The 24,543-nt window shown below is 71.4% G+C and carries 21 protein-coding genes; 11 read left to right on the top strand and 10 right to left on the bottom strand.

Annotation, left to right across the window (positions count from 1 at the left end; translation table 11 throughout):
* Positions 1 to 5 precede the first annotated feature (5 nt).
* Together EJV46_RS08645 and murJ are read left to right on the top strand one after the other, a co-directional pair.
* Complete coding sequence (locus EJV46_RS08645) at positions 6 to 2,753, top strand: [protein-PII] uridylyltransferase (protein ID WP_240782513.1); 2,748 nt, start codon at positions 6 to 8, stop codon at positions 2,751 to 2,753.
* Positions 2,754 to 2,768: 15 nt separating this feature from the next.
* Positions 2,769 to 4,298, top strand: a complete 1,530-nt coding sequence (murJ, locus tag EJV46_RS08640) for a murein biosynthesis integral membrane protein MurJ (protein ID WP_131548216.1) — start codon at positions 2,769 to 2,771, stop codon at positions 4,296 to 4,298.
* Between the two features lie 38 nt (positions 4,299 to 4,336).
* On the opposite strand, the gene EJV46_RS08635 is transcribed toward murJ, so the two are convergent.
* The gene (locus tag EJV46_RS08635) at positions 4,337 to 5,788 is read right to left on the bottom strand and encodes an amidohydrolase family protein (RefSeq protein WP_131548215.1); all 1,452 of its coding nucleotides are present in this window, start codon (positions 5,786 to 5,788) and stop codon (positions 4,337 to 4,339) included.
* Positions 5,789 to 5,906: 118 nt separating this feature from the next.
* Here EJV46_RS08635 and EJV46_RS08630 point away from each other — a divergent pair, with 118 nt between their 5' ends.
* From EJV46_RS08630 to EJV46_RS08620, 3 genes are read left to right on the top strand one after another with little or no spacing between them, the layout of a single operon-like run.
* Positions 5,907 to 7,490 carry an ABC transporter substrate-binding protein gene (locus EJV46_RS08630; RefSeq protein ID WP_131548214.1) on the top strand — a complete coding sequence of 528 codons (1,584 nt, stop codon included), beginning with the start codon at positions 5,907 to 5,909 and terminating at the stop codon, positions 7,488 to 7,490.
* Positions 7,491 to 7,546: 56 nt separating this feature from the next.
* On the top strand, positions 7,547 to 8,548 hold the full coding sequence (gene trpS, locus EJV46_RS08625) for a tryptophan--tRNA ligase (RefSeq protein ID WP_131548213.1): 1,002 nt from the start codon (positions 7,547 to 7,549) through the stop codon (positions 8,546 to 8,548).
* A gap of 49 nt (positions 8,549 to 8,597) precedes the next feature.
* Positions 8,598 to 8,927: an SMR family transporter gene (locus EJV46_RS08620; RefSeq protein ID WP_131548212.1), complete on the top strand. Its 330-nt coding sequence runs from the start codon at positions 8,598 to 8,600 to the stop codon at positions 8,925 to 8,927.
* 25 nt (positions 8,928 to 8,952) lie between these two features.
* Here the strand turns inward: EJV46_RS08620 and EJV46_RS08615 are convergent, their stop codons facing one another.
* Positions 8,953 to 10,473, bottom strand: a complete 1,521-nt coding sequence (locus EJV46_RS08615; RefSeq protein ID WP_240782473.1) for a bifunctional UDP-sugar hydrolase/5'-nucleotidase — start codon at positions 10,471 to 10,473, stop codon at positions 8,953 to 8,955.
* 155 nt (positions 10,474 to 10,628) lie between these two features.
* Between EJV46_RS08615 and EJV46_RS08610 the strand changes: the two genes are divergently transcribed.
* The 4 genes from EJV46_RS08610 to EJV46_RS08595 all read left to right on the top strand — a co-directional run bounded on the left by EJV46_RS08610 (position 10,629) and on the right by EJV46_RS08595 (position 13,981).
* Entirely contained in the window at positions 10,629 to 11,540 is a 912-nt protein-coding gene (locus EJV46_RS08610; RefSeq protein WP_131548210.1) for a sulfite exporter TauE/SafE family protein, read from the top strand.
* Between the two features lie 137 nt (positions 11,541 to 11,677).
* On the top strand, positions 11,678 to 12,409 hold the full coding sequence (locus tag EJV46_RS08605; RefSeq protein ID WP_131548209.1) for a TIGR02186 family protein: 732 nt from the start codon (positions 11,678 to 11,680) through the stop codon (positions 12,407 to 12,409).
* Complete coding sequence (locus EJV46_RS08600) at positions 12,409 to 12,897, top strand: universal stress protein (protein WP_131548208.1); 489 nt, start codon at positions 12,409 to 12,411, stop codon at positions 12,895 to 12,897. Before EJV46_RS08605 ends, EJV46_RS08600 begins: the two co-directional genes overlap by 1 nt.
* A 70-nt stretch (positions 12,898 to 12,967) precedes the next feature.
* Entirely contained in the window at positions 12,968 to 13,981 is a 1,014-nt protein-coding gene (locus EJV46_RS08595) for a DUF2891 domain-containing protein (RefSeq protein WP_131548207.1), read from the top strand.
* A gap of 18 nt (positions 13,982 to 13,999) precedes the next feature.
* On the opposite strand, the gene ribA is transcribed toward EJV46_RS08595, so the two are convergent.
* On the bottom strand, positions 14,000 to 15,163 hold the full coding sequence (ribA, locus tag EJV46_RS08590; protein WP_131548206.1) for a GTP cyclohydrolase II: 1,164 nt from the start codon (positions 15,161 to 15,163) through the stop codon (positions 14,000 to 14,002).
* Between the two features lie 180 nt (positions 15,164 to 15,343).
* Here ribA and EJV46_RS08585 point away from each other — a divergent pair, with 180 nt between their 5' ends.
* Positions 15,344 to 16,024 carry a response regulator transcription factor gene (locus tag EJV46_RS08585; RefSeq protein ID WP_131548205.1) on the top strand — a complete coding sequence of 227 codons (681 nt, stop codon included), beginning with the start codon at positions 15,344 to 15,346 and terminating at the stop codon, positions 16,022 to 16,024.
* Positions 16,025 to 16,166: 142 nt separating this feature from the next.
* On the opposite strand, the gene EJV46_RS08580 is transcribed toward EJV46_RS08585, so the two are convergent.
* From EJV46_RS08580 to EJV46_RS08550, 7 genes are all read right to left on the bottom strand, one after another.
* A complete protein-coding gene (locus EJV46_RS08580; protein ID WP_131548204.1) occupies positions 16,167 to 16,616 on the bottom strand; it encodes a helix-turn-helix transcriptional regulator in 450 nt (149 codons plus the stop codon).
* A gap of 218 nt (positions 16,617 to 16,834) precedes the next feature.
* Positions 16,835 to 18,385, bottom strand: a complete 1,551-nt coding sequence (gene lnt, locus EJV46_RS08575; protein ID WP_131548203.1) for an apolipoprotein N-acyltransferase — start codon at positions 18,383 to 18,385, stop codon at positions 16,835 to 16,837.
* A gap of 98 nt (positions 18,386 to 18,483) precedes the next feature.
* A complete protein-coding gene (locus EJV46_RS08570; protein ID WP_131548202.1) occupies positions 18,484 to 19,374 on the bottom strand; it encodes a hemolysin family protein in 891 nt (296 codons plus the stop codon).
* Positions 19,374 to 19,799, bottom strand: coding sequence for an rRNA maturation RNase YbeY (ybeY, locus tag EJV46_RS08565; protein WP_240782471.1), 426 nt, complete (start codon positions 19,797 to 19,799; stop codon positions 19,374 to 19,376). Before ybeY ends, EJV46_RS08570 begins: the two co-directional genes overlap by 1 nt.
* A gap of 79 nt (positions 19,800 to 19,878) precedes the next feature.
* Complete coding sequence (locus EJV46_RS08560) at positions 19,879 to 20,958, bottom strand: PhoH family protein (protein WP_131548200.1); 1,080 nt, start codon at positions 20,956 to 20,958, stop codon at positions 19,879 to 19,881.
* Complete coding sequence (gene miaB / locus EJV46_RS08555) at positions 20,955 to 22,361, bottom strand: tRNA (N6-isopentenyl adenosine(37)-C2)-methylthiotransferase MiaB (protein ID WP_131548199.1); 1,407 nt, start codon at positions 22,359 to 22,361, stop codon at positions 20,955 to 20,957. The genes EJV46_RS08560 and miaB overlap by 4 nt, the downstream gene beginning before the upstream one ends.
* Positions 22,362 to 22,527: 166 nt before the next feature.
* Complete coding sequence (locus EJV46_RS08550) at positions 22,528 to 23,463, bottom strand: 1-acyl-sn-glycerol-3-phosphate acyltransferase (protein ID WP_131548198.1); 936 nt, start codon at positions 23,461 to 23,463, stop codon at positions 22,528 to 22,530.
* Positions 23,464 to 23,599: 136 nt separating this feature from the next.
* On the opposite strand from EJV46_RS08550, the gene EJV46_RS08545 reads away from it, so the two are divergent.
* Complete coding sequence (locus EJV46_RS08545) at positions 23,600 to 24,532, top strand: NAD(P)-binding domain-containing protein (RefSeq protein WP_165585422.1); 933 nt, start codon at positions 23,600 to 23,602, stop codon at positions 24,530 to 24,532.
* Positions 24,533 to 24,543: the final 11 nt, after the last annotated feature.

Raw genomic sequence — 24,543 nt, 5'->3', positions numbered from 1 at the left:
TGAGGATGGCGACGGCCGCACGGGCCGAGTTGAGCTTGCAGGACACGTTGCTCCCCGGCGGCGTGCCGATCGCGCGCGATGTCGCGCTTGGGCTGCTGCGCCGCGAACTCGGGCGCTTCCAGGCCCAGGTTCAGAAATCCTTCGAGAGCCAGGCGATTCATGGGCTCGGCGCCGCAAGGCAGCTCAGCCAGCACATGGACGGGATGCTCTACAACATCCAGAACTACGCCGCCGCGATGGTGCCGCCGGCGGCCGGGGCGCGCGGGGTGGACTTCGCGCTCGTCGCCACGGGCGGCTATGGCCGCGGCGTCCTCGCCCCGCATTCCGACATCGACCTGCTTTTCCTGACCGAGCGCGAGCCCGGGCCGCGCACGCGCCGCATGGTCGAGTTCATGCTCTACCTGCTGTGGGATCTCGGCCTGAAGGTCGGCCATGCCACGCGCAGCGTGAAGGAATGCATCACCGAAGGGTTGAAGGACGCGACGATCCTCACCGCCCTGGTGGATGCGCGCTTCCTCTCCGGCGAGGAGGCGCTGTTCACCGCCTTCCTGGCCGATTTCAACGCGCTTCGGTCGCAGGGCCTGGCGCCCTTTCTCGCCGCCAAGCGCGCCGAGCGCGCCACGCGCCACGCCCGCTACGGCGAGAGCCCCTTTCTCGTCGAGCCGCATGTGAAGGAAGGGCGGGGCGGCCTGCGCGACCTGCAGACCTTGTACTGGCTGGCCCGCTACGCCTTCGGAATCCGGCGCATGCAGGAGCTGGTCGGCCCCGACAGCCCCGGCGGCGGGCTGCTCACCGAGGGCGAGGTCCGGGCCATCGCCCGCGCCTGGGACTTCCTCTGGACGCTCCGCTTCCACCTGCACTACGTCACCGGCCGCGCGGAGGAACGCCTGACCTTCGACCTCCAGCCGGTCGTCGCCGCGCGCATGGGCTACACCCGCCACGGTCCGCAGGACGGGGCCGAGCGGCTGATGAAGCATCTCTTCCTCACCTCGCGCGAGGTGGTGCGCCTCTCCCGCGTGCTGGAGCCGGCGATCGAGCGCGCGGCCCTCGGCCCGCCCGCCACGCGCAAGGGCGGCGACGACGGGCTGGCGGCCCTCGGCCTGGCCTTCGCCGACGGCAAGCTGGTCGCGGCCCCGCCCGATCGCGACTTCTCGCGCGAGCCGGTGCTCATGCTGCGCATGGTGAAGGCCGCGCGCGACCGCAACCTCGAGATCCATCCGCTGGCCATCCGCGCGCTGATCCGCCATTCGCGGCAGGCCGATCGCCTGCGCGGCGATCCGGAGGCCAGCACCCTCTTCCTCGACCTGCTGACCGGCAAGGATGCGGCGAAGTGGCTGCGGCTGCTGAACGAGGCCGGCTTCCTCGGGCGCTTCATCCCGGAATGGGCGCGCATCGTCGGGCTGATGCAGTTCGACACCTATCACGTCTTCACCGTGGACGAGCACACGATCGAGGCCATCGACGTGCTGCAGCAGATCGACCGCGGCGAGCTGAACGAGGTGGCGCCCGTCGCCACCGAGCTGATGACCCAGCTGCAGTCGCGCCGCGCGCTCTATGTCGCGACCCTGCTGCACGACATCGCCAAGGGCCGCGGCGGCGACCACAGCGAGCTCGGCGCCCGCTTCGCCCAGGAGATCTGCCCGCGGCTAGGCATGAGCGCGGAGGAGACGGAAACCGTCTCCTGGCTGATCCTGCACCACCTCCTCGTCTCGCAGACGGCCTTCAAGCGCGACATCGAGGACCCCAAGACCATCCTCGACATCGCCGACCAGGTGCAGTCGCCCGAGCGGCTCCGCCTGCTGCTGGTGCTGACGGTGGCCGACATGCGCGCCGTCGGCCCGCGTGTCTGGAACGCCTGGAAGGCGACGCTGCTGCGCGAGGTCTATTGGCGCGTCTCCGAGGTGCTCGCCGGCGGCATGACCGTGCCCGAGCGCGATGTGCGCGTGGCCCGCGCCAAGGAGGCAGCGGCCGCCATGCTGCCCGGCTTCAGCAAGGCCGAGGCCGACCTCTTCATGTCGCTCGGCTATCCCGGCTACTGGCTGTCCTTCGATTCCGAGACGCATGCCCGCCATGCCGCCATCATTCGCGAGGCCGAGGCCGACCGCGCGCCGCTCACCGTGCGCACCCGCGTGCTGCCGGACCGCGCGGTGACCGAGGTGACCGTCTATTGCAGCGACCATCCGGGCCTGTTCAGCCGCATCTCGGGCGCGCTGGCCGTGGCGGGCGCCTCCATCGTGGATGCGCGCATCCACACGCTCACCAACGGGATGGCGCTCGACACCTTCTGGGTGCAGGACAGTGCGGGCGGCGCCTTCGAGGCGCCGCACCGGCTGGCGCGGCTGTCCGTCCTGATCGAGCAGGCGCTGTCCGGCCGGCTCAAGCTCGCCGCGGAGATCCGCAAGGTGCGGCGCGAGCCCGCGCGGCTCGCCGCCGTCACGGTGCCCCCGCGCGTGGTCGTCGACAACTTCGCCTCCAATACCCACACCGTCATCGAGGTGAACGGCCGCGACCGGCCGGGCCTGCTGCACGACGTGACGGCCGCGATCAGCGAGCAGGGGCTGCAGATCGCCTCGGCGCATATCACCACCTACGGGGTGCGGGCGGTCGACGTGTTCTACGTGAAGGACGTCTTCGGCCTGAAGGTGGAGAACGAGCGCAAGCTGGCGCCGTTGCGCTCGGCGCTGCTGGAGGCGCTGACGCCGCCCCCGGCCCCCGGCGGCGGCGGGCCGACGCCCTACCGCGAAGCCGCCTGACGCCGCCGGCGGCGCATGCTCCGCTCCATCGCCACCGTCGGCGCCTGGACCATGGCGAGCCGCGTGCTCGGCTTCCTCCGGGACATGCTGATCGCCTCGAAGCTGGGCGCGGGCCCCATGGCCGATGCCTTCTTCGTCGCGCTCAAGCTTCCCAACCTGTTCCGCCGGCTCTTCGGCGAGGGCGCCTTCAACGCCGCCTTCGTGCCCGCCTTCGCCCAGGCGCTGACGCAGCGCGGCCCGGCGGCGGCCAAGGCGCTGGCGGAGCGGATGGCGATGCTGCTGACGCTGTGGCTCGCGATCCTGACCGGGCTGGGGCTCCTCTTCATGCCGCAGGTCATGCAGGTGCTGGCGCCCGGCTTCCGGGACGACCCCGGCAAGTTCGAGCTGGCGGTCGAGCTGACGCGCATCACCTTCCCCTATCTGCTGCTGATCTGCCTGACGGCGCTGGTGAGCGGCGTGCTGAACGGGCTCGGCAAATTCGCGGCGGCGGCGGCAGCGCCGATCTTCTTCAACCTGCTCTCCATGATCGCGCTCTTCGCGCTGGCGCCCTTCGTGGCGACGCCCGCGCATGCGCTCGCCTGGGGCGTCACCCTCTCCGGCGGGGTGCAGCTGGGCCTCGTGATGTGGGCCTGCGCGCGGGCGGGCATGGCGCTGAACCTGTTCCACGCGCCCACCCTGCCGCCCGAGGTGAGGATGGTGCTGCGGCGAATGGGGCCGGGGCTGATCGGCGCGGGCGTGACCCAGGTCAACCTCGCGGTGGACGTGATCATCGCCTCCTTTCTGCCCTCGGGCTCGGTCTCCTACCTCTACTATGCCGACCGCGTGGCGCAGCTGCCGCTGGGCGTGATCGGGGCGGCGGTGGCGACGGCGCTGCTGCCGCTGCTCGCGAAGCAGATCCATGCGGGCCAGCCGCTCTCGGCCCATCGCAGCATCAACCGTGCCATCGAGATCTCCATCGCGCTGGCGGTGCCGGCGGCGGTCGCGCTGGCGGTGCTGGCCCTGCCCATCCTGGCGGCGCTGTTCCAGCGCGGCGCCTTCGGCGCGGAGGAGGCGCGGCTCACCTCGCATGCGCTCGTCGCCTATTCCCTCGGCCTGCCGGCCTTCGTGCTGGTGAAGGTCTTCGTGCCGGGATTCTTCGCGCGCGGCGACACGGCGACGCCGGTGAAGATCGGCATCTGCTGCGTGGCGCTGAACCTCGGGCTGAACCTGCTGCTGATGGGGCCACTCCAGCATGTGGGCGTGGCGCTTTCGACGGTCGTCTCGGCCTGGGTGAATGCGGGGCTGCTGGCCTGGCTGCTGTCGCGCCGGGGCCAGCTGCATTGGGACCACCGCCTGCGCCGCGCGGCGCCGCGGCTCCTTGCCGCGGCTGCCGTCATGGGCGTCGTGCTGGCCGGGCTGAGCTGGGCGCTGGCGCCGGGCCCGGGGCTGATCGGCATCGCGCTGCTGGGCTTGGTCTGCGCCATGGGCGGCGCCTGCTACTTCCTCGTGGCGCAGCTCTCGGGCGGGCTGAACCTGCGCGAGCTGAAGCGCAGCCTCAGGCGCTGAAGCGGCCGGGGCGGGCGACGATGCGCCCGGCCGCAGCGTCACGCCGCGCGTTGCAGCAGGCGTCCGGCCGGGGTGTCGCTCGCGCCCTCGGCGTGGGTGTAGACGGACTGGCCGTTCACCCAGGTCTCGACGATGCCGTCGGCCACCTGGCGTGGCTCGGCGAAGGTGGCGCGGTCCTTCACGGTCGCTGCGTCGAACATCACGAGGTCGGCATAGGCGCCCTCGGTCAGCGTCCCGCGATCGACGATGCCGAAGACCTTCGCGGTGCGGCCTGTCATCTTGTGCACGGCGGTCTCGAGGTCGAAGAGGCCGAGCTCGCGGCTGTAATGGCCGAGCACGCGGGGGAAGGTGCCCCAGAGGCGCGGATGCGGGTGCTTGGCGAGCGGCCCGCCATCGCTGCCGATCATGGACAGGCGATGCGCCATGATGCGGCGCACGTCGTCCTCGGACATGTTGTGGAAGACGCCGCCGGCCGGCAGCAGGCGGTTCGCCGCCTCCTCCAGGCCCACGCCCCATTCCTCCGCGATGTCCTTCAACGCGCGGCCGGCCATCTCCGGATGCGGCACGGAATTGGCGACCGTGATGGGCACGTCCGGGCGCGGCTTACGCGCGGCGAGCGAGGTGGAGGCCGCCGCGTAAGGATACACGTCGAAGGCCACCGGATATCTTTCCGCATGCTGCTCGATCAGCGGCAGGGTCTGCACCGAGCGGCCGTGATTTTCCGGCTGGGCGCATTTGTGGTGGCTGATCACCACGGGCGCGCCCACGGCGGCGCCGATCTTCAGCGTCTCCTCGATGCTTTCCAGCACATGATCAGCCTCGTCGCGCATATGGGTGACGTAGAGCCCGCCCGTCTCGCGCAGCGCCTCGGCCACCGCGATGACCTCGTCCGTCGGCGCATGCTTGCTGGGCGGGTAGAAGAGGCCGGTGGACAGGCCCGCCGCGCCCTCGCCCAGCGCCTCGGCGAGCTGCTGGCGCATGCGCTCGGCTTCCTTGTCCGTCGCGGGACGGTCGAGGTCGCGGCCCATGGCGCCGACGCGCAGGGACATGTGGCCGATGAGCGCGAGCGTGTTGACCGAGGAGGGCTCGACGCGCAGGCGCTCGGCATATTCGGCGAAGCTGCCGAAGCGCCACCATTCCAGCTCGCCCACCGAATCGAGCGGGGCGGGCGGGCGCTCGCTCATGGTCAAGGGCGCGAGGCTGATGCCGCAATTGCCCACGACGACGGTGGTGACGCCCTGGCTGGTCTTGCAGAGCATGCAGGCGGGGCCGCAGAGCACGGCCTGGTCGTCATGGGTATGCGCGTCGATGAAGCCGGGCGCGACGACGCGGCCCTGGGCCATCACCTCGCGGTCGGCGCTCATGCCCGAGAGGTCGCCCACCGCCGCGATGCGATCGCCCTTCACGCCGATGTCGCCGCGACGGCGCGGGGCGCCCGTGCCGTCGATCAGGGTGGCATCGCGGATGATGAGGTCGCAGCGCAGGGCCATGGAAATCCGTCTCGATAAGGAATTCCGGATGATGCGTCGCCGGAAAGCGCGACGGAACCCCTCCCCGGATCCTCGCCGCTGCGGCATCCTGCGGACCGACTTCCCAGGAGACCGATCCATGACCACCCGCCGCCAGCTGCTCGGCGCCTCCGGCGCGCTCATTGCCGCGCCGCGCGTCGTCGGGGCGCAGGGCGCCGCCTCGCGCATAATCCGCTTCGTGCCGCAGGCCGACCTGACGGTGCTCGACCCCGTGTTCAACACCGCCACGGTGACGCTGGTCCACGGCTTCATGGTCTTCGACACGCTCTACGGCCTGGATGCCCACTACAACGTGCGGCCGCAGATGGCCGCCGGCCACGTCGTCGAGGACGACGGCCGCAGCTGGGTCATCACCCTGCGCGAGGGCCTGCGCTTCCACGACGGCGAGCCGGTGCGCGGCCGCGACTGCGTGGCCAGCATCCGCCGCTGGGCCGCGCGCGACATGTTCGGCCAGGAGATGCTCGCCAATCTCGACGAACTGACCGCGCCGAGCGACCGCACCATCCGCTTCCGCTTCAAGCGGCCCTTCCCCCTGCTGGCAGAGGCGTTGGGCAAGGTGACGGCCGCGATGCCGGCCATCATGCCCGAGCGCCTGGCCCTGACCGACCCCTCGCGCGCCGTGGCGGAGATGGTGGGCAGCGGCCCCTATCGCTTCGTTCCCGAGGAGCGCGTCTCCGGCAGCCGCGTCGTCTATCGCCGGTTCGAGGGCTATGTGCCCCGCCCCGATGGCGTCGCCAGCCGCTCGGCCGGGCCCAAGGTCGCGCATATGGATCGCGTCGAGTGGCACGTCCTGCCCGACCCCGCCACGGCCGCCGCCGCTTTGCAGCAGGGCGAGGTGGACTGGCTGGAATATGCGCCGAACGACCTGCTGCCGCTCCTGCGCCGCTCGCGCAACAACGTCGTGAAGGTGACGGACGACAGCAGCATCAGCGTGCTGCGCTTCAACCACCTGCATGCGCCCTTCGACAATCCGGCGATCCGCCGCGCGATGCTCGGAGCCCTCGACCAGTCGGCCTATATGACCGCCGGCTTCAGCGAGGACAAAAGCCTCTGGCGCAACGATGTGGGCCTTTTCCTGCCCAACACGCCCATGGCGAACGACGCCGGCCTGGACGTGCTGCGCGGCCCACGCGACATGGACAAGGTCAAGCGCGACCTCGCCGCCGCCGGCTATAGCGGCGAGAAGGTCGTGGTGCTGCAGCCCATGGACATGGCCTATCTGAAGGCCATGGCCGATGTCGCGGTGGACATGTTCCAGCGCGCCGGCATGAACGCCGAGGCCTATTCGGCCGACTGGGGCAGCGTCATCCAGCGCCGCGGCTCGCGCGAGCCGGTGGAGCGCGGCGGCTGGAGCGTGTTCATCACGGGCTTCAGCGCCGCCGGGCTGATCAACCCCGTGGCCAATCTCGGCCTGCGGGCCACCGGCAGCCGCGCCTGGTTCGGCTGGCCGACCAGCGAGCCGTTGGAGCGCCTGCGGCAGGAGTGGATGGCCGCCCCCGACCAGCCCGCGCAACAGGCGGTCGCGCGGCAGCTGCAGACCCAGTTCTTCCAGGACGTGCCCTATATGCCGCTCGGGGAATACTACCGGGTCATCGCACACCACCGGAGCCTGGTGGACATCCCCGACGGCCTCTCGAACTTCACGGGGGTCCGCCGGGCTTGACCTGGGCGCCGGGGAGCGCGAACCACTGGCCCGCGACATCGAACAGGTCATCGGCTATGCAGCGCGTGTTTTCCGGCATCCAACCCTCCGGCGTGCCCACCCTGGGCAACTACCTGGGCGCGATCCGGAACTGGGTGCCCATGCAGGACGAGCATGAGTGCCTCTTTTGCGTGGTGGACATGCACGCCATCACCGTCTTCCAGGAGCCCGCCCAGCTCCTCGCCCAGACGCGCGAGATGGCGGCGACGCTGCTGGCCTGCGGCCTTGACCTCGGCAAGTGCACGCTCTTCGTCCAGAGCCATGTGCCCGCGCATGCCGAGCTCGCCTGGATCTTCAACTGCGTGGCGCGGCTCGGCTGGCTGAACCGCATGACGCAGTTCAAGGACAAGGCCGGCAAGAACTCGGAGGCAATGTCCTCGGGCCTCTACGTCTATCCGAACCTCATGGCGGCCGACATCCTGACCTACAAGGCGACCTCGGTTCCGGTCGGCGACGACCAGAAGCAGCATCTCGAGCTCGCCAACGACATCGCCCAGAAGTTCAACCACGATTACGGCGTGGAGTTCTTCCCCCGCATCGAGCCGCATATCCTGGGCGTAGCCGCGCGGGTGATGTCGCTGCGCGACGGCACGAAGAAGATGAGCAAGTCGGACGCTTCCGACCAGTCGCGCATCAACCTCAACGACGATGCCGACACGATCCGCAACAAGATCAAGCGCGCGAAGACCGATCCGGAGCCGCTGCCGGAGAACGTGCTGGGCTTCGAGGGGCGGGCGGAGGCGCGCAACCTCGTCGGCATGCTGGCGGCGATCACCGGGAGCACCCCCGAGACCGTACTGCGGGAGCATGGCGGCAAGGGCTTCGGCCCCTTCAAGGAGATCCTGGCGGATGCGCTGATCGCCCATCTCGGGCCGATCCGCGCGGAGATGCTGCGCTATCTGGAGGACCTGCCGACGCTCGACGCCGAGCTGCGGAAGGGGGCGGAGAAGGCCGAGGCGATCGCGCAGCCGATCGTCACCGAGGCGAAGCGGATCGTGGGCTTCCTGCCGCGGGCGTGACGCCTTCGCCCGCCTGGCGCGTCCCCCAACGGCTTTCGGGAGCCCGTCCGTGAACTACCTCTACCTGGCGGTCGCCATCCTGGCCGAGGTCGTCGGCACGACCTTTCTGAAGAGGGCCGACGGCTTCACGAAGCTGGGGCCGAGCCTGGTCTGCGCGGCGGCCTATCTGCTGGCCTTCTTCTGCCTGTCCCTGACGCTGCGAACGATCCCCACGGGCATCGCCTATGCCATCTGGTCCGGCGTGGGCATCGTGCTGATCGCGGCCGCCGCCTGGCTCTGGCAGGGGCAGAAGCTGGACGTGCCGGCGATGGTCGGCATGGCGCTGATCGTCGCCGGGGTCCTGGTCATGAACCTCTTCTCGAAGAGCACCGGCCACTGACCGGCCCGGGGGGCGGATCGCCCGCTCAGCCGCCCAGCGCCCGCTCCACCGCGTCGCTGACCAGTGGCCCATCGTCCCGCGCTTCCAGCGCCGCCTCGGTGAACATGGCGTAGCCGTCGCCGCCGCGGCGGAGGAAGTCGTTGGTCGCGACCAGATAGGCGCGCGCCGGGTCGAGCGGCTTCCAGCTTCCGTCCGGCTCGCGCGCCTCGGCACTCGCCACGCGTTCCCCGGACGGGCGGGCGGCATCCGCGGTGAAGCGCAGCCCGGCAAGCTGCGGGAAGCGCCCCGAGGCCTGCGGCAGCCGCGACAGCCCGTTCTCCAGCGCCGCCCTGATCGTCGTGCCGCGCAGCCGAACGCGCGAGACCGTGTTGCCGAAGGGCAGCACGGTCAGCAGGTCGCCCACCGAGATCTCGCCCGCGGACAGTCCCGCCCGCAGCCCGCCGCCGTTCTGCCATCCGATCTCGGCGTCGACGGCCTTGCGCATCGCCTCCGCCACGGTTTCGCCGAGCGCGCAGGGGGCGAGGTAGCAGGTGCGGTTGTCCAGCGGCGCGGGCAGCCGGCCCACGACGCGCCGGCGCAGCGCCTCCAGCGGCTCGGCGAAGCGCGCGACGATCGCGGCCACGCCGGGATCCTCGTGGATGTCCGCCGTCAGCTCGCGCATGTGCTGCTGCGAGGCGGCGATGCGGCCATCGGCGGCCAGGTCCAGGTCGAAGCGGTCCAGATACTTCCCGAAGGCCTGGGCCTGGGCGATCAGCACCGGCCGGTCCTTGCCCTCGACGACGATGGGCGGCGCCACCAGCGTGTGCGAATGCCCGCCCAGGATCACGTCCACGCCGGCGACCTCGGCGGCCAGCCGCCGGTCGGCGCCGACGCCCAGATGGGACAGCGCCACGACGGTGGCCGGCCCCTCGCGCCGGGCCTCCCAGACGGCGCGGTTCGCGGCCTCCAGCGGGTCGGTGAAGCGCACGTTCGGCCCGGGGGCCGAGAGGATCGGCGTCTCGGGCGTGGTCAGGCCCACGACGACCACGCGCAGGTTCTCGCGCCGGAAGGCGATGGTGGGCGCCAGCTTTCCGGCCAGCGCCGGCTCCTGCGTTACGTCGATATTGGCGCAGAGCACCGGGAAGGGCACGGCGGCTAGGTATCTGGCAAGCTTCTCGGGCCCGAGATCGAACTCGTGGTTGCCCAGGGTGAAGGCTTGCACGCCCCATTCCTTCTGCACCGCCGCCTCGGCCATGCCCTCGTGCTGGGTGAAGAAGAGGCTGCCGAGGAAGGTGTCGCCGGCATCGAGCAGCAGCGAGGCGCGGCCCTCCGCCCGCGCGGCCTCGCGCGCCTCGGCGATGGCGGTCGCGATCCGCGCCGAGCCGCCGAAGCAGGCCTCGCCTGCGCGGCAGGCGGCGGAGGTCGGGGCGATCGGCTCGTGGCGCGAATGGAAGTCGTTGAGATGGACCAGCGAGACCTGGGTGGCGGGCTGGGCGTAGGCGCGCAACGCCGGCGCGTACAAGACGGGGGCGGCGAGCAGCGCGGGGAGCGATCGGCGGCTGATCATGGCGGGCCTGTTCTGCGCCTCCTGCGCCTGTCTGGCCACAGGCCGGACGTGAAAGATGCGGTTACGCAAGGTGATCCGGCAACGCATCCGGCCTGCCCTTGCCATGCCATTTTTACAGGTGAAGGGTGGCCGCGTCCCTCGCTTGGTTTGTTTCATTGCAGGTCTATCTGCCCATTGCCGAGATGAGCGTGGACGCCTTCCTCCTGGTGGGCGTCGGCTTCGCCGTGGGCTGGCTGTCGGGATTGTTCGGCGTGGGCGGCGGATTCCTGCTGACGCCGGTGCTGATCCTTCTCGGGATTCCTTCCACCGTCGCCGTCGCCTCGGGCGCCAATCAGACGCTGGGGGCCTCGGTCTCGGGGCTGATGGCGCAGGCGCGGCGCGGCAATGTCGACTGGCAGATGGGCGGCGTGCTGGTGGCCGGCGGCCTGGTCGGCAGCGTCGCCGGCGTGCAGCTCTTCGCCATGCTGAGGCGGCTCGGCCAGGTGGATGCCGCGGTCGCCATCTTTTACGTCGTGGTGCTCGGCTCGGTTGGCATGCTGATGGTGATGGAGAGCGTGCGCGCCATCTTCCGCCGGCGCCGCCATGGCGACGCGCATCGCCTGCACAATCACAGCTGGGCGCACGGGCTGCCCTTCAAGATCCGCTTCCGCAAGAGCCGCCTCTACATCTCCGTGATCCCGCCGTTGGGCGTGGGCTTCGTGATCGGCGTGCTCTCGGCCGTGATGGGTGTGGGCGGCGGCTTCATGCTGGTGCCGGCGATGATCTACATCCTCGGCATGCCGACGGCGGTCGTGATCGGCACCTCGCTGTTCCAGGTGGTCTGCGTGACTGCCTCGGTGACCTTCCTGCAGGCGATCCAGGTGGGTGGCGTGGACATCGTGCTGACGCTGCTGCTGCTGCTGGGCGGCGTGGCGGGCGCGCAGTTCGGCGCCTCCATGGGCACGCGGCTGCGGGGCGAGGAGACGCGGGCGCTGCTGGGTGCGCTGGTGCTGGCGGTGGCGGCCTCGCTGCTCTGGGATCTGCTGCGCGTGCCCGCGAGCCTCTTCAGCGTGGGTCCCGCGCTGTGAGTGCGCGCGGGAGTTTTTTTTGTGCCCTCAAACGCCGGGCGCGCGCTCCGCGTGCTTGGCTTCGCGCCTTCCCGGGTGCGCCAGCCGGCAGGCCGGTCTTGGCGCGCCGTCCGCGGTGCGGCCGGATTCTCGGAGCGATGCTGCTGCTCCTGGCTGGTGGCTCCTGGCTGGCGCCCGCTTCGGCCCAGCCCGCCGAGCTGGTCGCCCGCCTCTCGACCGAGCGGGTCGCCATCACCACCGCCTTCATCGGAGAGAGCATCCTGGTCTTCGGCAGCACCGAGCAGCCGCTGGGCCCGGGCGGCGACGAGGTGATCGTCATGGCGCGCGGGCCGCAGGGGCCTTTCGTCGTGCGGCGGAAGGTCAACGTGCTCGGGCTCTGGCTCAACGGGCCTTCGGCGCGCTTCGGGGACGTGCCGGTCTTCTACGCCGTCGCCGGCACGCGCCCGGCCTGGCAGCTCCTGCCCGAGCAGGTCCGGCGGGAGCGCGGGATCGGCATCGACTCCATCCCGCTCGAATTCACCGGCGCCCGGGCGCCCGGCTTCCGCCGCGCGCTGGTGGAGCTCAAGCGCAGCTCCCGCCTCTGGCAGGAGGATCCCTCGCCGATCGAGATCGCCGGCTCGCGGCTGTTCAATTTCCGCCTCTTCCTGCCCTCCACGGTGCAGCCGGGCAGCTACCGCGTGGAGGTGATGCTGGTCCGCGCCCGGCGGATCGTGGCGACGGAGCAGCTCGGCTTCATCGTGGAAAGGACCGGATCGGCGGCCGAGATCGAGAAGGTCGCGCATGGGCAGCCGGTGCTCTACGCTCTCCTCTGCATCCTGGCGGCGGGCTTCGCCGGCTGGGCGGGGAGCGTGGTCTTCCGGAGGGGATGATGCCTGAGGCGGCGGAGCGAGCGAGGCGCGATCGCGTCTTTCTGGTCGTGGTGGACGACAGCCCGGAGCGCGCGGTCGCGTTGCGCTACGCCGCGCTGCGCGCCGCGAAGTCCGGCGGACGGGTGGCGCTGCTGCGCGTGGTGGAGCCGGTGGAGCAGGCCGAATGGGCCGGCATCGGCGCGCTGATGGCGCAGGAGCGGCTCGAGGAGGCCGAGACCATGCTGGCCGGCCTCGCCGCCCAGGTGAAGGAGATCACGGGCGGCCTGCCCATCCTCATCACGCGCGAGGGCAGGACGGCGGACGAGCTCCTGGCGCTGCTGGCCGAGGATCCGCGCATCTCCATCCTGGTGCTGGCCTCTGCCGCGGACAGCAAGGGACCGGGGCCGCTGATCCAGGCCTTGACCGGGCGGCTGGCCGCGAAGATGACGGTGCCGATGACGGTGGTGCCGGGGACGATGTCCGATGCCGAGCTCGACCGGGTGACCTGACGGCGCGCTTCCGCCTTGCCGGCCGGCGCTCCTGCCGGACCGAGTGGCTGTGCGCCAATGCGCGAAGGGGATGCCGGTGACTTCGAGCCTCACCGCCGCCACCGCGGAGACCTTCGCCGCCATCGCCCTCGGGCATGTCCGGCGCGAGTATCCCCACAAGCCGGACCATGTGCTCGACGGTCCTGCCGACCTGCGGGCTCCCAGGGCGCTGCATCCCATCTTCCACGGCAGCTACGACTGGCATTCCTGCGTCCATGGCCACTGGATGCTGGCGCGCCTGCTGCGGCACTTTCCCGGGCTGCCCTCCGCGGCCGCGATCCGCGCGCTGTTCGACTCGCAGTTCACGCCGGAGAAGGTCGCGGGCGAATGCGCCTATCTGGCCGCGCCCTCGGCCGCTGGCTTCAAGCGGCCCTATGGCTGGGCCTGGCTGCTGAAGCTGGCCGAGGAACTGACTCGGCTCGAGGATCCGCGCTGGGCCGCGAGCTTGGCGCCGCTGGCGGAGGTCTTCGCCCAGCGCTTCCGCGATTTCCTGCCGCGGGCGACCTATGCGGTGCGCGTCGGCACGCATTTCAACACCGCCTTCGGCCTGCGCATGGCGGCCGACTATGCCGACGCGACGCGGGACGAGGCGCTGGCGGGGCTGCTGCGGGCGACGGCGCGGCGCTGGTACGGCGCGGATGCGGACTGCCCGGCCTGGGGCGAGCCGGGCGGCGACGACTTCCTGTCCTCCGCCCTCATCGAGGCCGAGTGCATGCGGCGCCTCCTGCCGGCCGCGGAGTTCGGGCCCTGGTTCGACCGCTTCCTGCCGCGGATCGCCTCGGCCGAGCCCGCCACCCTGTTCCGGACGGCGACGGTCAGCGACCGCACGGACGGCAAGATCGCGCATCTCGATGGGCTGAACCTCAGCCGGGCCTGGTGCTGGCGCTCGCTGGCGGCCGCCCTGCCGCCGGAGGATCCGCGGCGGCCCCTCCTCCTGGAGACCGCCGGGCGCCATCTGGCCGCCGGCCTGCCGGCCATCGCGAGCGACTACATGGGCGAGCACTGGCTGGCGAGCTTCGCGACGCTGGCGCTGGACGGCGACTGAGCCCCAGCCGGCCGGGGGCTAAAACATATGCCCGAAGCGCTCGGCCTTGGTTGCGAGATAGCGGTCGTTCACGCCGTTGCCGGCGAAGGCGTGCTGCTCCCGGCTGACGATCTCGATGCCGCAGGCGGACAGGGCGGAGATCTTGTCGGGATTATTGGTCAACAGCCGCACGCGCGGGATCTCGAGCAGCCGCAGCATCGTCGCGGCCACCAGGAAATTGCGCTCGTCGGCGCCGTAGCCGAGGGCGCGGTTGGCATCGAGGGTGTCGAGGCCCTGGTCCTGCAGCGCATAGGCGCGCAACTTGTTCACGAGGCCGATGCCGCGCCCCTCCTGCGCCAGATAGAGCAGCACGCCCGCGCCATCCTCCGCCATGCGGCGCAGCGCGCCGCGCAGCTGCGGGCCGCAGTCGCAGCGCAACGAGCCCAGCAGGTCGCCGGTGAAGCATTCGGAATGCAGGCGGACCAGCGGCGCGCCGCCGGCGGCCAGGACGGCGGCGGGGTCGCCGACGGTCATCGCCAGATGCTCGATCCCGCCATCGGCCGCGCGAAAGGCGGTGATGCGGGTTTCGGGCGCGTCCTCGAGCGGCACGCGGGCCTCGCCGACGGCGCGCAGCGTGGTCGCCGCGGTGGCCGGATAGGCGAGGATCTCGGCGGCGGTGACGCTCAGCAGGCCGGGCACCTCGCGGTCGGGTACAGGCGCGGCGACGAGGGCCGGCAGCAGCCGGCCCAGCTTGCCCAGGGCGAGGGCTGCGACGGCCAGCGGCGGCTGCGGCGCGAGCTCCATGGCCTGTCCCTCGGGGCCGAGCAGCAGCTCGCCCGTCGGATCGGCGAAGCTGCGAAGGCGGTCGGGCGCGGTCAGGGCAGGGGGTAGGCGCAGCGCCACGACCCCCTCCTCCGGTGCCGTCAGCGGCACGGGGCGCTGGAGCACCGCGGCGGCGCGGACCGGGGCGAGCAGCAGGACGGGCGGGGTGCCCGACAGCGAGGAGATCTCCGCGAGGCCGGGGGCGCTCACCGTCTCGGCGGCGGCGACGGCGAGGGCCTGGCCGGCCAGGCCGCGCAGCACGACGGGCGTGCCGCGACGGAGCTCTGAGACGGCGCGGTGGACCGCGCGCAGCGCCAGGGTCTCGGCGGAGGCGGGCTTCGGGGCCTGGTTTGCCGAGGGTTGAATGGCGTTTCTTTTCATGAAGCCGTGATCCTGAGGCGCTTTCCACATACGAATCAAATGTGGCGATCGGATGCAGTCTCGCAGGGGGTGGTCAGCAAAGTTTCTCAACCTGTCAAAGCGGGCCCGGTTTCGGCGAACCTTTCCCCGGCGGCAGAGCGGGTGCTATGCCCGAGGCACGCTGGTAACCGATGGGCCCGCATGCCTGGCCGAAAACTCCTGCTCGTGACCACGGACGCCGCGCTCGCCGCGCTGCTGCCCCCTCAGCTTGCCCAGGGCACCGACTTCTCCGCGGAGGCCGCGGCGCCGGAGGCCGGGCAGCTGCGGCTGGCCGAGGCGGCCGGGCGCATCGACGCCACGTTGCTCGACGCCGCCGTGATGCCGGGGCCCTCGCATTGGGGGCCGCTGCTGCGCGAGGCGGGCGGCGGCCGGCCCGTGCTGCTGCTCGGCCAGGCCGCGACGGAGGAGGCTCCGCACGTGCTGCCGCCCGGGATCAGCGAGCGCGTGCCGCGGCCGGTGCGGCTGCCCGACCTGGTGGCCCGGCTGCATGCCCTGCTGGCGGCCTTCGAGGCCTCGCCGGACGCGGCGATCCCGCTCGGCGGCTACGCCTTCCATCCGGCGGGAAAGCTGATGCTCGGCCCCGGCGGGAAGCGGATCCGCCTGACGGAGAAGGAGGCGGCGATCCTGCTCTACCTGCATCGCGCGGGCGGGCGGGCGGTGCCGCGGGCGGAGCTGCTGGGCGAGGTCTGGGGCTATTCCAGCGCGGTCACGACGCACACGCTGGAGACGCATATCTACCGGCTGCGGCGGAAGATCGAGCCGGAGCCGCAGGCGGCGAAGCTGCTGCTGACGGATGAAGGCGGGTACCGGCTGGGGGCCTAGGCCCCGAACCGGTGTCGCAGAAGGATCAATGCGTCCGACGAATCCGACTGCCGGCCGGGCGCACCGAGGGCAAGCCAGGCGCCCTGAGCGCGCGCCCGGCATATGAGGGCATGAAAGACCCTGAATAATCCGCGAAGCGGGTTTATTCAGCCGGCGTCATCGCCTTGATGAGGTCGAAGACCCGCTTGCGCACGGCGGGATCGGAGATGCGGTAATAGGCCCGCACCAGCTCCAGCGTCTCGCGGCGATGCAGCGTGTCGTCCTCGAAGCCATCCTGCGCCTCGGCGAAGCCGGAAACGCGGCGGGCGAAGCTCTGGCTCCCGCCGACGGTGCCCGGCATGTCGTCGAAGAAGAAGCTGATCGGCACGTCGAGAACGCGCGAGAGGTCGAAGAGGCGCGAGGCGCCGATCCGGTTCACACCGCGCTCGTATTTCTGCACCTGCTGGAAGGTGAGGCCGAGCGCCTCGCCCAGGCGCTCCTGGCTCATGCCCAGAAGCGTGCGGCGAAGGCGGACGCGCGACCCGACATGCACGTCGATCGGGCTCGGACGATGTTCCTTCTCTGCCCGTTCGGTGCTTCCGCCGCTCGACATCGCTTCTCTCACTGAAACCATCCACCTGAATCCCCTCGGCTCAGGCCCGACCTGAAAATCCCTAAGCTCAGGAGCTGTATAGGGGTTGCATTTTTTATGCGTGAACGGCCTGGAACACACCTGCAGGCTGCATCGTGGCCCTGACCTGTATCGCGGCCATAGCCTCAAGTCGCCGCAGCGTCAATATTTTTCCCAATCTCAATATATAAATTATCTGGTCATGGAATGCGAGGTGGGGTGGAGCGCCGGAACCTCCCGAAAAGAACGGAGGTTATCAGCGAGAACGCGGAAAGGCCGAGCGGGATCCAGAGCCCGCCCTCGGCAAAGAACGTGGGTGCGAGGGCGGCCGGCAGCGCCGATTCGAGGGTGCCCGTCGCGCCCAGGCCGAGCCGGGCCACCTGCCGACCGGTGGCGTCGAAGACGGCGGAAATGCCCGTCTGCGCGGCGCGCACCATGGGCAACCCCTCCTCGACCGCGCGCAGCCGCGCCGTCGCCAGATGCTGGAAGGGGCCCGCCGAGAGGCCGAACCAGGCGTCGTTGGTGATGTTGAGCAGCCAGGCCGGACGCTCGGCGCCGACGACCTGGCCGGAGAAGATCACCTCGTAGCAGATGAGCGGGCCGGGTGAGGGAAGGCCGTCCGGCAGCGGCAGCGCGCCCGGTCCCGGACCGGCGGAGAAGTCGACGCCGCCGGTCACGAGGCGGATCGGCAGCAGCCCGCCGAAGGGCATGAACTCGCCGAAGGGCACGAGATGCGCCTTGTCGAAGACGCCCAGGACCTGACCCTCGGGATTCAGCGTCACGAGGCTGTTGTAGAGGCGCGAGAGCCGCCCCTCGGCGTTCCACTCCGCACGCACGGTGCCGGCCAACAGCAGGCCGCCCGGCGGCAGGGCCTGCGCGGCGAGGCGCATCGCGTCGGGATCCTGGGCGAGCAGGAAGGGACTCGCCGTCTCGGGCCAGATGGCCAGCACGGGCTGGCCGGGATGCGAGGCCCCGGAGGCGCGGGCGGCCTCGCCGGTCAGCGAGATGTAGCGCTGAAAGATGGGCAGGCGCTGCGAGGTGTCCCACTTCACGTCCTGCGCGACGTTGCCCTGGACCAGCACGATCCGCACGGGCATCTCGGCGGGCGGGATCGCCTGCAGACGCCAGATCCCGAAGCCCACCCAGAGCGCGAGCACGACGAGGCCGCCGAGGTTGGCCCTGCGGCTGCGCAGGATGGGCAATCCCGCGAGGAGGATCGTCAGCAAGGACAGGCCGTGCACGCCGATGACGCTGGCGAGCTGGATGGGCTCCGGCCGGAAGGCCCAGACCGTGCCGATCAGGTTCCAGGGAAAGCCGGTGAAGAGCCAGCCGCGCAGGAACTCGGCCACGACCCATGCGCCAGCGAAGCCGATCACGCGCGGCCAGCCCGGCCCGACCCGCCAGGCGAAGACGGCGGGAAGGATGGTGTAGACGGCCATGGGCAGGGCAAGGCCGGGCGCCGCGATGGGCACGAGCCAGAAGAACTTCGCCACATCCGTCAGGATGGCGTGGGTCACCCAGTAGAAGCCGGCGAGATTATAGCCGAAGCCGTAGAGGAGCCCCAGCCAGGCCGCCTGCCGCCAGCTCGTCGCCCGGCCGATAAGGGTGAGGAATGCGGGAATGGTGAAGAGCAGGACCGGCACCGCATAGACCGGCGGCAGCGCCAGCACGGAGGCCAGGCCCAGCAGAAAGGCGGTGAGCGGGGGCCGGGTAGCCAGGGGGGCGAACAGTCGGGCGAGGAGCGATGCCATGCCGCGGCTATAGCCCGGATCGCCGGAAGCCGGCATGGGGGCAGGGGAGGCGGCGGAACCGCCGATCCGGCCCGTTCCGCCGCGCACCACCCCCGACACTACTCCGCCGCCTGGGCCCCGTCCGCCGCCGGCCGCCGCACGCGCAGCCGCCGGATGCGGCGGGCGTCGGCGTCGAGCACCCGGAACTCCAGCCCCGAGCTGTGGGTGAAGATCTCGCCCCGGGCCGGCACGCGGCCGGCGAGCTTCAGCACCAGCCCCCCCACCGTGTCGATGTCCGCGCCGCGCTCCTCCTCAGTGAGGATCGGGCCCATCTTGTCCTCGAAGGCGTCGATCTCGGTCCGGGCGTCCACCTCGAACACGCCCTCGGCGCGCTCGACGATCTGCGGACCCATGATCTCGTCATGCTCGTCGGCGATGTCGCCCACGATGGTCTCGACGAGGTCCTCGATGGTCACCAGCCCATCGATGCCGCCATACTCGTCCACCACCAGCGCCATATGGATGCGCGCCTCGCGCATGCGCAGCAGCAGGTCGAGCACCGAGACGCTCGGCACCACCAGCAGCGGCTTGCGCAGGATCGCGCGCAGGCTGAACGGCGCCTGCCGTCCGACCGCCGCGAAGACGTCCTTGATATGGACCATGCCCAGCACGTCGTCGAGCTGGCCCTGATAGACCGGATAGCGGCTGTGGCCCTCGCGCTGCACGGCCTGCAGCGCCTGCTCCAGCGTGAGCTCGGAGGGCAGGGCGATGATGTCGGCCCGCGGCACCATCACGTCGTAGGCCGTCGCGCCGCGCAGCTTCAGCACGTTGCCGAGCAGCGCGCGCTCGTGCGGGCCCAGGGTGCGTGAATCGGCGCGGGCGTCGGTCTCCAGCTCGTCCGGCGCGTCGATGAGCTCTTCGACGCGGTCGCGCAGGCTTTCCTCGCGCCGGCCGAAAAGGGTGCGAAGGCGGCGGATCACGTCGTTCCTTGGGGGATGGTCGGAGGGCATCAGGCGGCCCACCCGGCCCGGGTCCAGCCCGGGCGCCAGGGATTGGGCAGGCCGAGCCGGTGCAGGATGCGCGCCTCCGCCCGCTCCATCGTCACGGCCTCGCCGGCGGCGAGGTGGTCATGGCCCAGCAGGTGCAGCACGCCATGCACGATGAGATGGGCGTAATGCGCGGCGATTCGGCGCCCCTCGGCGGCGGCCTCGCGCTTCACCACGCCGAGCGAGAGCGCCAGGTCGCCCAGCGTCAGGCTGCCATAGGGGGCAGGGAAGGAGAGGACGTTGGTCGCCTTCTCCTTGCCGCGGAATCCGCCGTTGAGCCGGCGGATCTCGGCGTCGTCGGTGAGGAGGAGGGTGAGGTGGCCGGAAGTGCGCTGGTCCGCCAGGGCGGCTTCGACGGCGCGGCGCGCCAGGGCCTCTGCGCGGGGCACGGCCCCCCTCCAGCCGGGCGCCGCGAAGACGATCTCGACATCCGAAAGCCCGGCAGCGGCAAAACCACTGCCGGGCAGACTACTTCCCGGCGACATCCAACTCCTTCCCAGCGGCGCGCCCTGGCCCCGTTTGGGGCCTGGAAGGGCGACCGCTCTCCGCACGTCCATAGGCCGTCACGATCCGGCCCACGAGCGGATGCCTTACCACATCGCGCTCGTCGAAATGCGTGAAACCAATTCCGGGCACGTCGCGCAAGATGGAAATCGCTTCTACCAGCCCCGACTTCTGGCCCGGCGGCAGATCCACCTGGCTCGGATCGCCCGTGATGGCCATCCGGGTGCCCTCGCCCATGCGGGTCAGGAACATCTTCATCTGGGCGGGAGTGGTGTTCTGCGCCTCGTCTAGGATGGCGAAGCAATGGGCCAGGGTGCGGCCACGCATGAAGGCGAGCGGCGCGATCTCGATCTCGCCCGCGGCCAGCCGGCGCGCCACCTGCTCGGCCGGTAGCATGTCGTGCAGCGCATCGTAGAGCGGGCGGAGATAGGGGTCGACCTTCTCCTTCATGTCGCCGGGCAGGAAGCCCAGCCGCTCGCCCGCCTCCACGGCGGGTCGCGAGAGCACGATGCGGTCCACCCGTCCGGCCTGGAGCAGCGCAACGCCCTGGGCCACGGCGAGGTAGGTCTTGCCGGTGCCGGCCGGGCCGATGCCGAAGACCATCTCGTCGCGGGCCAGCGTGTCCATGTAGGCGGACTGCGCCGGCGTCCGGGGCGCAATGGCGCCGCGCCGCGTGCGGATCTGCGGGATGTCCTGCAGGGGCAGGCGCGGATCCTGCTCGGCCTCGCCCTCGGCCATGCGGATGGCGGCCTCGACCTCGGAGGCGGAGAGCGACTGCCCGCGCTCCAGCCCGCGCCAGAGCCCGCGCAGCACCTGTTCCGCCATCTCCGTCCGCTCGCCCGTGCCGCTGATGGTGAGACGGTTGCCCCGGCTCGCCAATCGCACGCCGCATCGCTGCTCGATCCGCGCCAGGTGCCGGTCATGCTCGCCGTAGAGCAGGGGCAGAAGGGCATTGTCCTCGAATTGCAGCGTGACGCTGCGCTGCTCGGACGGGGGCGGGCCCGGAGGCCCGGAGCGGGTGCGGAGGGCGAGGGCGTTGCTCAAGCGGCGTTCTTCTCCTGTTGCAAGGCGTGAAGCAGCTCCCCGTGAAGGGAGTAGGGTTGGCCGGCAAGGATGCGCACCGGCGCGACGCGGCCGACGAGGGACAAATCCCCCGCGGCATGGACGGGTTGCAGCCAGGGCGTGCGGCCCGAGAGCTGACCGGGACGGCGGCCCGGACCGGTGAAGAGCGCGGGCACGGTCCGGCCCGTCAGCGAGGCGTTGAAGGCGGCCTGCTGCTCGATCAGCAGCGCCTGGATCTCCTGCAGCCGGCGGTCCTTGGCGGCTTCGTCGACACGATATGGGGCGCCGGCCGCCGGCGTGCCAGGACGCGCCGAATACTTGAAGGAAAAGGCCGAGGCGAAGCCGACGCGACGGATCAGCGCCAGCGTCGCCTCGTGGTCCTCCTCCTTCTCGCCGGGGTGGCCGGCGATGATGTCGGTGGAGAGGGCAAGGTCCGGCCGGGCCTCGCGCAGCCGGTCGACGAGGCGAAGGTAGTCCTCGGCGGTGTGGCCGCGGTTCATCGCCTCCAGCACCCGGTCCGAGCCGGACTGCACGGGCAGGTGCAGGAACGGCATGACGGCAGGGATGTCGCGATGGGCGGCGATCAGGGCATCGTCCATGTCGCGCGGATGCGAGGTGGTGTAGCGCAGCCGCTCGATGCCGGGGATCTCCGCGAGGGCGTAAAGCAGCCGTGCGAGGCCCCATTCGGCGCCGTCGGGACCCTCTCCGTGATAGGCATTCACGTTCTGCCCGAGCAGCGAGAGCTCCCGCGTGCCCTGCGCCACCATCCGGCGCGCCTCGGCCAGCACGGCGGCGGCCGGCCGGCTGTACTCGGCGCCCCGCGTATAGGGGACGACGCAGAAGGAGCAGAACTTGTCGCAGCCCTCCTGGATGGTGAGAAAGGCCGTCACGCCCTGCGGCGCCGCGGCATCCGGCAGGTGGTCGAACTTCTCCTCCACGGGAAACTCGGTCTCGACGACCGCCCCGGCCGCCCGGCCCGCGCGGGCCACCATCTCCGGCAGCCTGTGGTAGCTCTGCGGCCCCAGGACGATGTCCACATAAGGAGCGCGGGCAACGATCTCGGCGCCCTCGGCCTGGGCGACGCAGCCCGCCACCGCCAGCACCATCCCGCCGCCCTTCGCCTCCTTCTCCTCCTTCAGCAGGCGCAGGCGGCCGAGCTCGGAGAAGAGCTTGTCGGTGGCCTTCTCGCGGATGTGGCAGGTGTTGAGGATGATCATGTCCGCGCCCTCGGGCGCATCCACCGGCGCGTAACCCAGCGGCGCCAGGACGTCGGCCATGCGGCCGGTGTCGTAGACGTTCATCTGGCAGCCCCAGCTGCGCAGGAACAGGCGCTTCCTGGGGCCGGCGGGCGGCGCCACCTCGGCCAGGGGGGTCGAATTCGTCATGAAGTTCCCTCGCTGCCCGCCGCGAGGACGGTCCAGGGCGAGGAGATGCGGACACTTGGCCGCGTGGTCAAGAAGAGCGGCCCCGTTCCTGCGTGACGGGTTGGCGTCTCATCGTCCGACCGTCCCAGAGCGGAGCCGCGTCGGTCAAGGAATAACGGCGTGGAGCTCAGGCCGCGCGCGGCATCACCTCGCGGTTCTGCCGCAGGGCCGCGGCCGTTTCCGTCACAGAGCGCCCCACCCGGGCCGCCATGGCCTTCCGGTCGGGGACGGCGTCCGGAGCGAAGCCCTCATTCAGCACGACGCTGACCCGCGTGCCGGTCCGGCGCAGCAGCCGCCAGGCGTGGCTGCCCGTCTCCATGTCGCCGTACCAGGCGAAGAGCGGCCGGTCCCGCCGGCCGACCGGCAGGCCGCCCAGCCGGTCGTAGACCACCGTTACGGGCTGGATGCGGGACGCGGCGCCGGCCACGGAGAAGAAGGAGGAGCGGAAGGGCAGGACCCGGGCGCCGTCGCTGGTGGTGCCCTCGGGGAAGAGGATCAGGCTCTCGCCCTCGTCGAGCCGTGCGCGCAGCTCCTGAGCCTCGGTGCCCGTGCGGCCGCGGCTCCGGCTGACGAAGACCGAGCGGCCGAGCTTCGCGACCCAGCCGATCAGCGGCCAGTCCGCCACCTCGGACTTGGAGACGAAGCGCGCATCCACCGTGGCGCCCAGCACCAGGATGTCGAGCCAGGAGGTGTGGTTGGAGACGTAGAGCGTCCGCGGCCCGGCGGGCGGCCTGCCGATCACGCGCAGCTTCAGCCCGATCAGCCAGCACAGCGTGTGGAAGTAGAACCGCGCGAAGTGGTTCTTGGCCGGGCCGGAGAACTGCAGCAACACCCCCTGGACCGGGATGCAGAGCAGGGTGAAGACCACCACGCAGAGGATCCGGCGCGCGGCGCGGAAGCGGCCGCCCAGCGGGCGATCGCCCAGGACGTCGTTCCAGAGACGCCCGGGCAGCCGCGGCTTCGCGCGGCCCGGCTTGGGGCGGACCAGCTTGGCGCGCTGCGGGCGGCGCTTCGCTGGCCTGCCGGTCGCGATCGCGGGGGTGGCGGCGGCGTCTGTGCTCATGGGGCCTCGCTATCGCCGCTTCGGCAACAGGGCAATGACGACATGGCGAATCCTCTGTGACAGAGATGGACGGGAGGGGCGCCGGTCGGCAGTCTGGCATGGATTCAAGGGGTTTTCGCGGCATGAAGGTCGCCATTTGAGAGTCGCCGTTCTGGGGGCGGGCGCCGCCGGCAGTGCCATGGCGGGGCTGGCTGCCAGCCGCGAGCACGAGGTCACGCTCTGGTCGCCGCGCGGGGGCGGCACGCGGCATCTCGGGGACCGGCTCAAGACACGGGGCCTGCTCGCGGGCAGCTGGCCGCTGCGCATCGCCGCCGATCTCGGCCGTGCGCTCGACCAGGCCGAGGTCGTGCTGGTGGCCCTGCCCGGCCATGTGCTGCCCCAGCTGCTGCACCGCATGGCCGCCACCCTGGTGGGCGAGCCCGCGGTCCTCCTCGCCCCGCCGGGCGCACTGGCGCCGCTGCTGCTGCACGGGCTGGCCCAGTCGCGCGGCCTGTCGCTGCCGGTCGGCGCGCTGCCGGTGCCGCCGGTCGCCGCGCGGCGCGACGGCGACGGCGCTATCGACATCACGGCGATCCGGCCGCGGATCTGGGCCGGCGGGCTGCCGGCGGCGGCGCGGCGGCTTCTCACGGACACGCTGGTGGACCTCTTCGGCCTGCCGGTGGAGCCGCTCGCCGACGTGCTGGCGGCCGGGCTCGCCGAGCCGACGGCGCTGATCGGCGCCGCCCGCATGCTGGCGCCGGCCGGCATTCCGCATGGCGTGGCGCGGCTGCTGCTCGGCCTCTCCGCCGAGCGCGACGCGCTGGCCGTAGCCTGCGGCCGCGCTGCGTTGCCGGGTATGGCGGAGATGGTGATGGAACAGGGCGGGCTGCCCGAATCGCTGCCGCCCCTGCCCGAGCTCGGCGCGGGCCTCGCCTTCCTGGAGGCGCTGGGGCGGGCGACGGGGCGCCCCGTCCCCATGATCGCCGCCGCGCTGCAGCTCCTGGAAGGGACGACGGGAGAGGTCTTCTCGCCGCATCCGGTCATGAAGGATCTCGACGCGGCCTTCCTGGCGAAGGTGCTGGGCCCGTAACCCGACGGGCT

It is taken from the genome of Roseococcus sp. SYP-B2431, assembly GCF_004336745.1.
Taxonomy (GTDB): domain Bacteria; phylum Pseudomonadota; class Alphaproteobacteria; order Acetobacterales; family Acetobacteraceae; genus Roseococcus.
This window is presented reverse-complemented; position numbering and strand designations above follow the sequence as displayed.

Excerpts from the sequence above, each read along its gene's own strand:
- EJV46_RS08630 (WP_131548214.1), top strand. The coding sequence starts at position 5,907 with ATGACCACCCGCCGCCAGCTGCTCGGCGCCTCCGGCGCGCTCATTGCC.
- murJ (WP_131548216.1), top strand. The coding sequence starts at position 2,769 with ATGCTCCGCTCCATCGCCACCGTCGGCGCCTGGACCATGGCGAGCCGC.
- EJV46_RS08645 (WP_240782513.1), top strand. The coding sequence starts at position 6 with ATGGCGACGGCCGCACGGGCCGAGTTGAGCTTGCAGGACACGTTGCTC.
- EJV46_RS08550 (WP_131548198.1), bottom strand. The coding sequence starts at position 23,463 with ATGAGCACAGACGCCGCCGCCACCCCCGCGATCGCGACCGGCAGGCCA.
- EJV46_RS08605 (WP_131548209.1), top strand. The coding sequence starts at position 11,678 with ATGCTGCTGCTCCTGGCTGGTGGCTCCTGGCTGGCGCCCGCTTCGGCC.
- trpS (WP_131548213.1), top strand. The coding sequence starts at position 7,547 with ATGCAGCGCGTGTTTTCCGGCATCCAACCCTCCGGCGTGCCCACCCTG.
- EJV46_RS08635 (WP_131548215.1), bottom strand. The coding sequence starts at position 5,788 with ATGGCCCTGCGCTGCGACCTCATCATCCGCGATGCCACCCTGATCGAC.
- EJV46_RS08600 (WP_131548208.1), top strand. The coding sequence starts at position 12,409 with ATGCCTGAGGCGGCGGAGCGAGCGAGGCGCGATCGCGTCTTTCTGGTC.
- EJV46_RS08570 (WP_131548202.1), bottom strand. The coding sequence starts at position 19,374 with ATGCCCTCCGACCATCCCCCAAGGAACGACGTGATCCGCCGCCTTCGC.
- EJV46_RS08615 (WP_240782473.1), bottom strand. The coding sequence starts at position 10,473 with ATGATCAGCCGCCGATCGCTCCCCGCGCTGCTCGCCGCCCCCGTCTTG.
- EJV46_RS08580 (WP_131548204.1), bottom strand. The coding sequence starts at position 16,616 with ATGTCGAGCGGCGGAAGCACCGAACGGGCAGAGAAGGAACATCGTCCG.
- EJV46_RS08585 (WP_131548205.1), top strand. The coding sequence starts at position 15,344 with ATGCCTGGCCGAAAACTCCTGCTCGTGACCACGGACGCCGCGCTCGCC.
- lnt (WP_131548203.1), bottom strand. The coding sequence starts at position 18,385 with ATGGCATCGCTCCTCGCCCGACTGTTCGCCCCCCTGGCTACCCGGCCC.
- miaB (WP_131548199.1), bottom strand. The coding sequence starts at position 22,361 with ATGACGAATTCGACCCCCCTGGCCGAGGTGGCGCCGCCCGCCGGCCCC.
- EJV46_RS08595 (WP_131548207.1), top strand. The coding sequence starts at position 12,968 with ATGCCGGTGACTTCGAGCCTCACCGCCGCCACCGCGGAGACCTTCGCC.
- ribA (WP_131548206.1), bottom strand. The coding sequence starts at position 15,163 with ATGAAAAGAAACGCCATTCAACCCTCGGCAAACCAGGCCCCGAAGCCC.